This is a genomic window from Cohnella laeviribosi DSM 21336 (assembly GCF_000378425.1).
Taxonomy (GTDB): domain Bacteria; phylum Bacillota; class Bacilli; order Paenibacillales; family Paenibacillaceae; genus Cohnella; species Cohnella laeviribosi.
This window is the reverse complement of the sequence record NZ_KB899883.1, coordinates 1-5,145: the sequence shown is the minus strand read 5'-3', so window position 1 is coordinate 5,145 and position 5,145 is coordinate 1. Positions and strand designations below refer to the sequence as shown.

The 5,145-nt window shown below is 34.0% G+C and carries 5 protein-coding genes and 1 pseudogene; 5 read left to right on the top strand and 1 reads right to left on the bottom strand.

What is annotated here, in order from left to right; genetic code table 11:
* A pseudogene (locus F560_RS25840) lies at positions 1-161 on the bottom strand (IS110 family transposase); the annotation flags it as partial.
* A gap of 122 nt (positions 162-283) precedes the next feature.
* Here F560_RS25840 and F560_RS26685 point away from each other — a divergent pair.
* The 5 genes from F560_RS26685 to F560_RS0121780 form a co-directional block, all read left to right on the top strand.
* Positions 284-541, top strand: a complete 258-nt coding sequence (locus F560_RS26685) for an ATP-dependent nuclease (RefSeq protein WP_083932176.1) — start codon at positions 284-286, stop codon at positions 539-541.
* 50 nt (positions 542-591) lie between these two features.
* Entirely contained in the window at positions 592-1,395 is an 804-nt protein-coding gene (locus F560_RS25835; RefSeq protein WP_156829097.1) for an ATP-dependent endonuclease, read from the top strand.
* Complete coding sequence (locus F560_RS0121790; RefSeq protein WP_026298470.1) at positions 1,386-3,062, top strand: UvrD-helicase domain-containing protein; 1,677 nt, start codon at positions 1,386-1,388, stop codon at positions 3,060-3,062. Before F560_RS25835 ends, F560_RS0121790 begins: the two co-directional genes overlap by 10 nt.
* Before the next feature lie 228 nt (positions 3,063-3,290).
* A complete protein-coding gene (locus tag F560_RS24775; RefSeq protein ID WP_019007831.1) occupies positions 3,291-4,424 on the top strand; it encodes a toll/interleukin-1 receptor domain-containing protein in 1,134 nt (377 codons plus the stop codon).
* Positions 4,425-4,918: 494 nt separating this feature from the next.
* A partial coding sequence (locus tag F560_RS0121780; RefSeq protein WP_026298471.1) for a transposase occupies positions 4,919-5,145 on the top strand: 227 nt, incomplete at its 3' end.

The following is a 5,145-nucleotide window of genomic DNA, read 5'->3' as shown; positions in this document are numbered from 1 at the left end:
TGATCATTGCCGAACACGCAGTCTTTACCGAGCTCGATTCCGCGGAAATCGACGGCTCTGGCGACATGTGTTTTCTTGGCAATGTCGGCCCCGACAACAAGAGTTGATTCGGTAATTTGTTGAATTCGTTGATTCTGTTTCCTGGCGTGTTTATACTTCATTGTAGAGTGCCTCCTGCGCTGGGATTTGTTCTTTGGTCGGAACGTTCCCCAGTATACAGAAGGTACTTTTTTCATTCAAACCTCGAATTCATTCATTACAGGAATGGCTCCTTTTAGCAAAGATGCAGAGAGATGCTTCTGGTGATTACCTTGGCAGTAATGCAAAAGTATTTCCCGTTCTCTCTATAGAAGAACCAGAGGCTCATTTGCATCCTGCAATGCAGTATAAATTCCTTAAGTTTTTAAAGGAAAATTCAAAAGAAAAGGTTAGACAAATTTTTATTACTACACATTCGCCGAATATAACGGCCGCTGTAGGTTTGGATCAGATTATATGTCTTCATAGGAAAGAAGACAATTCATTAAATGTAGCTTACTAGGAAAAGCTTTTGGTGATGAAAAGGAATCAAAAGCATATGTAGAAAGGTTTTTGGATGTTACGAAATCAGATATGTTATTTGCCAAAGGAGTTATATTGGTTGAAGGAATTGCTGAACAACTTACTATGCCGGTATTTGCACATTATGCAGGATTTGATCTTGAAAGTAGTCATATATCAGTAATCAATATTGGAAGCAGATACTTTAAACATTTTCTAAAGTTATTTGACTCATCTAGACCATATACCTTACATAAAAAAGTCGCATGCATTACAGATCTTGATCCACTTAGAAAAAAGAAAAATGAGGATGAATCCAAGTTTGAAAAATGTTACTCTTTTGAATTGAATTTAGAAAATGATCAATATGAGTATAAGTCATGTTCAAATGATTTGCTGGATGAAACGTTCCCCAAAAACATTCGGTGTTTTGCTCAAGAAATTGGAAAAGGAAAAACATTCGAATATGAATTAGCGTATTCAAATCCATCCTGTAAGTTACTTTTAACCAAATCTGTATCTAATAATAAAGAATTAAATAGACTTATGGATCTTTATCATAACCAAGAGAAGTTAGATGAAATGATAAAGGTTGTAAGTAAAAAAGGCGCAGAAAATCTTAGAATTATCGAGTCTATAAAAAAGTATCCTGGTCAGGATAGTCGTAAACATCTTATCGCGGCTAGATACCTTAATTCCGTTGATAAAGGTGAGAATGCTTACGAGTTATCAAAAGTGTTGGAGGAAAACTCAATGGGACACAGTCCTTTAATATCAGGTAATGATCCTAGACAATGTGTTTTATTTAAAGTTCCAAAATACATTAAGGATGCGATATCGTGGATATGCAGTTAATTCATGCCGATACTTTAATAGATATTGAACAACATTTTAAGATTATCGCTGGTCCTGGAGCTGGAAAAACTCGATTTTTAATAAATCATATCAAAAATGTGCTTCATAACTCAAAACGTTTAGGAAGAAATAGGAAAATTGCTTGTATTACCTATACAAATATTGGTGTTGAAACGATTGTAAAGAGATTAGGTGATGAAACTGATCATGTAGAAGTAAGCACAATCCATAGTTTTCTCTTTGCTCATATAGTTAAACCGTTTATTTTCTTAATTGCTAATAAATATAATCTCGATCCATTAAAAATAGATGGTCCCTATGAGCATATACCTTCGGAAGGATTCTTACAACAAACAGGATTGGCATATAGAAGAGTGACAACAAAAGACATGAAAAGACTGTTTTGGCTTGTTGATGGACGGTCGCATGAACTGGCTTTGCACATTAAAGGTAGAAAGGGTGATTATAATAAAAGCCTTTTCGAATATAAAAAAAAGTTTTGGGAAAAAGGCGTTATTCATTATGATGATGTTTTAGCATTTTCATGGGAGCTACTTAACGCTTATCCCGAAATCTTGCGCATTGTACGTGCCAAGTTTCCGTATTTGTTCATTGATGAGTTTCAAGATACATCTCCATTGCAAACAGAAATCATCAAGTTAATAGCTCAAAAAGAAGTTATTATTGGCGTCATTGGAGACAAGGCACAATCAATTTATGAATTTAATGGTGCGGATGTAAAACAATTCGAGACATTTTCTTTAAATAATATGTCTGATTATCAAATAAATGACAATCATAGAAGTACCCAAGAAATAATAGATATACTAAATTTAATTAGAAGAGACATTGTTCAAAGAAGTCCGGATTGTAAAAGAGGAAAGCTTCCTATTATTTTTGTCGGAAAACCATTAGATGCACTGAGATACGCAAAACAAATTTACGGAGAAAATGAAGTGGTAACTTTATCTTTTGCCAATACTACCGCTAATGCGCTTCGAAATAATTTAGAAGTAGACAATCAAGATTCGATATTAATTGAAGAAGTATTTGATGAGGACTCAAATAGCGGCCGAAAGAAAGTACTAATTTCAATTATCAAATCCATTGAGTATGCTAGGGTGTTCAATTTTAAAGATGCAATAAGGGAATTAAGCAGGCACTTGAAATCAAAAGATAACTATAATGGGCAAAAAGCATCGTTGGAGTTTATTTACGAGCTTTTTAATGACTATGAAACATTTAAAAATAAATCACTTTGGCATTTGTATGAAAAAGTATATGACTGGAATTGCAATTGTTTTGGTTTATCCAAAATAAACTCACCCAAGATTGAGCAATTTTATAGAAGCTTATTGTATTCAGAAGTGGCCGTAATGGTAAGAACATCAGAAGATTATACTTCACATCGTACAATTCATAAAGCTAAAGGAAGTGAATTTGAGAATGTTTTTGTCATCGTTAAGCCAAAAGACAGACAAAAATACAAAGAAGATAGAGATTTGGCGTTTTTATTGAATCCTGATATTGAAAACAACGAAGATCACCGCGTTTATTATGTAGCATGTAGTAGAGCAATGAAAAATTTATTTATTTGTGTACCTCAAATATCAGAAAAAGCTGTGGAACAATTACAAAGTTATATTAATTTTCAATACTGTTATTAGAATGTATTAAGTGATCAGCAGCGAGTTTTAAATTGTAATGGCATTAGAACTTTTGTTTTTGCAATATTGTTAATGTGCCTCGGAAAAGAAAAATGATATATAACAATTGATGAAACAGGTAGAAAATTAAACTTATTGTGTTCCATCATTGTATGTCATGCTCATTTCCCTAAGCACTATAATTATGCTGTCTTGAATTAGAATGAGATTTGGGGAGAAATTAATAATATGAACAAACCAACAATCTTTTTTAGCCATTCAAGTAAAGACAAGGATTTGATACTGGCTATAAAATCAAAGTTGGATTCCATTACTGGTGGTGTACTGGAAATATTTCTTTCGAGCGATGGTCAAAGTATACCATTTGGAAGAAATTGGGTGCATAAAATTGAAGAAGGCCTGAATCAAGCTTCATTAATGTTTGTTTTTATAACACCAAATTCATTAGATACTAATTGGATTTATTTTGAAGCAGGATTTGCATACTCCAAAGACATAGAAGTTATTCCTGTAGGAATTGGAGTTGATATAGCATTATTGAAACCTCCTTTAAGTTTGCTCCAGGGATTCAATATTACTTCCGGCGATGGATTAAATAATTTTATTACTATAATAAATAAAAAATTTGACTATCGCTTTGAAGAGAAGATTTCTGATAATGATTATATGAGTATCATTGATTTTCAAAATAAATCATTCAATAATCTGGATTTAAGCGAAATTTTTGATTGTGTTAAATATGAGTTATTATTGGAGTACGGAACTACAAGTGGCGGAAAAGTGACATACAACGTAGAAGAGTTTTTCAAGAATATAAAAACATATCTCACTAAGCACAATATTAAGCACTCTTATGAGTTTTTTGAAAAACAACAGAGCATACTTGTTTACGGTATAAAAATTGTTTACAAAATTGGGAAGAAGCAGGACGAAAAAGGTTCCATCCGGCAGGATGAACTAGACAAAATTAATTTTACAATCTCACCTTTTAACTTTGAGAAATCATTTAATCTTTTTGTTCAACTTGCTCAATTAATTGAAGAAAAAGATTGGGTTCATATTCAGTTTATTCTAAGAAATGGTTATTATTATTTAACAAGAGATGAAGACTTGGCATCTGTCTTGTCAACATACCCAGAAGAGTTTAGCTTTGCTGAAGAACGTATCGGAAGCTATTCCTATCGAGATAAAGATATGAAATTCTCCATATATGGAGATTATTTTTATGAATTGGGAAGACGGGTAGCTGAACGCTATGTTCTTGGATTGTCCTTTATTCCCCAAAATATAATTTATCGTGATGTTCAGAATTTCATTTATTCGTTAGTTGATAAAGGTATTATATATAAAATTTTACAATAATTTATCGGGTCAATCTGGCCCGATATCATTTTTATTCAGTTACGTACCACATGCAGGTGATTTGTTTACTAGTAACTTGCTTCTACTAAACAGAGTTAAAATCTTTGAAGGATGATCAATTGTAATAGTATGTTTAAGTACAAAATCTGGTACGATCAGAATGTCATGGTCGATATGATTCCCTACGTGTGAGAACTCGTCAACAAGGAACTGAAAAAAAGATTGCGAGTATGGGTTGCACGCTCGTGCGAAGGAGAGAACTTCCGTAGCTTCAATCGATTTCGGCGGCCGTGATCGTTAATCTCAAACTCACGGTGCGGCTCTTAATAGCACTAAAGCCTGGATTTATTCGTTGTTCGATTAAAACTTGATAACCCGGGCGCAGGTCGTTATCGAGAAATTGCAAGACTACGGAAGAAATGGAGTCTGTAAAATAAAATGTATAAACTCCCAGACCTGCTACAATAGGAATAATAGAAAGGTTGGGAGCACACATGGGATTGTGGTCGAAGGAGCAACTTCGAGCGTTTATCAAGGAGAATAACCTGGTCACCGCTCAGGACGCACAGAATGCTTTGAAAGACTTGTTTGCCGAAACGTTGCAGGAGATGCTTGAGGCCGAGATGGACACCCATCTGGGTTACGAGAAGCATGATGTGCAGAACAAGCAGACGAGCAATAGCCGCAATGGGAAAAGCAAGAAGAAAATCACGAGCGAGTA

Bases quoted from the DNA above. Each gene is read 5' to 3' on its own strand.
- F560_RS26685 (WP_083932176.1), top strand. From the start codon at position 284: ATGCAGAGAGATGCTTCTGGTGATTACCTTGGCAGTAATGCAAAAGTA.
- F560_RS0121790 (WP_026298470.1), top strand. From the start codon at position 1,386: ATGCAGTTAATTCATGCCGATACTTTAATAGATATTGAACAACATTTT.
- F560_RS24775 (WP_019007831.1), top strand. From the start codon at position 3,291: ATGAACAAACCAACAATCTTTTTTAGCCATTCAAGTAAAGACAAGGAT.